1 protein-coding gene is annotated in these 1,262 nt (G+C 36.2%); it reads right to left on the bottom strand.

Annotated features, from left to right (window positions below):
- On the bottom strand, positions 1-1,262 hold a 1,262-nt coding region (locus tag AC1DPZ_RS27460), incomplete at both ends, for a ligand-binding sensor domain-containing protein (RefSeq protein WP_477409494.1).

Here is a 1,262-nt window from a genome sequence, read left to right as displayed (position 1 = left end):
ACCGGAAAAGTCCGTGTGAATAAGAGCCAAACCATAATGTATTTGAATGATCTTTATAAGCGCAAAGTATATTATTACTGGTTAACGAGCCTTTTTGTCCATTTGCTCTATAATATTTTACTACCTCACCACTCAGCTTCTTCTTGTATATTCCATCCCCATCGGTTCCCATCCACAAATAGCCCTCATCATCAATACACATACCATAGTACCTTAAAAAGCTGGTTCCATAAGCGTCTGTCAATTTATTTTGAAATTTTTTAAATTTTTCGGGGACGTTACTTAACATGTAAATTCCGTCACCATAAGTTCCGGTCCATATATTTTTGTCGCGATCCTGGAATAAGGTTTGAATAGTCCGGGCTGTAATACTATAATTATCTTCTGATTTCACCGGATCAATAGTTATATCTTTATATGATGACTTTTCTGCCTTTTCGAGGTTTATATTATATAATCCTCCATCCTGAAGACCAACAAGCAGATTTTTATGATCATCCTCCAAAAGAGAATAAAAATAGTTGCTTCTTAATTTATAAGTTGAGCCTAAAAAAACGTGGAAATTATTCTCTTTCCTACTGTAAAGCGTCAGCCCTTTGCTGGTAGCTATCCAGACATCATGATTATGATCCTCGTAAATACAGGTAATAAGCCCCTGGGGAACCTGTTTAAGCGGGAACTGGCTATTCAAATTTTTCAAAACAGTTCCATTCCTGGTGCTGAAAACATTGAGCCCRCCATCACGTGTACCTACCCATAGCAGTCCATAAGTGTCTTCGATTACATTTATAACTGATAAATCGCCCAACAAGCCAGGCAATTCTCTTTTAGTATAACTTTTAAACAGTTTGGTATTTAAATTATAAGAAGAGAATCCTGAAGCACCACATGAAAACCACAGCTGATCTTTGTTATTTTCAAAAATGCTGTTTACATTGGTTAAAGAGTTCGGCCGAAGACTCGGTGGGTCAAATTTTGTAAAACGTTCTCTGTTTGTGTCAAATTGATAAATTCCCCTTCTCGATGATATCCAAATAGTGCCGTGTGTATCTTTGTATATTGTTTGAACGTAATTACCCGGTAAGCTATACGGATTGTCGGGCTCAAATTTAAACACTTTAAAATTTGTGCCATCAAACCGGTTTAAACCATCGCCGGTAGCAAACCACATAAATCCCTTATTATCCTGGGTAATACCATTTATTATTCCAAATGAAAGACCATCTTTCAATGAGTACTTCCTTACTTTTTTAGTAAATAAA

This window comes from Mucilaginibacter sp. P4_G9 (assembly GCF_056400985.1).
Note: the sequence above shows the minus strand (reverse complement) of the source record. Positions and strands in the feature narration are given on the sequence as shown.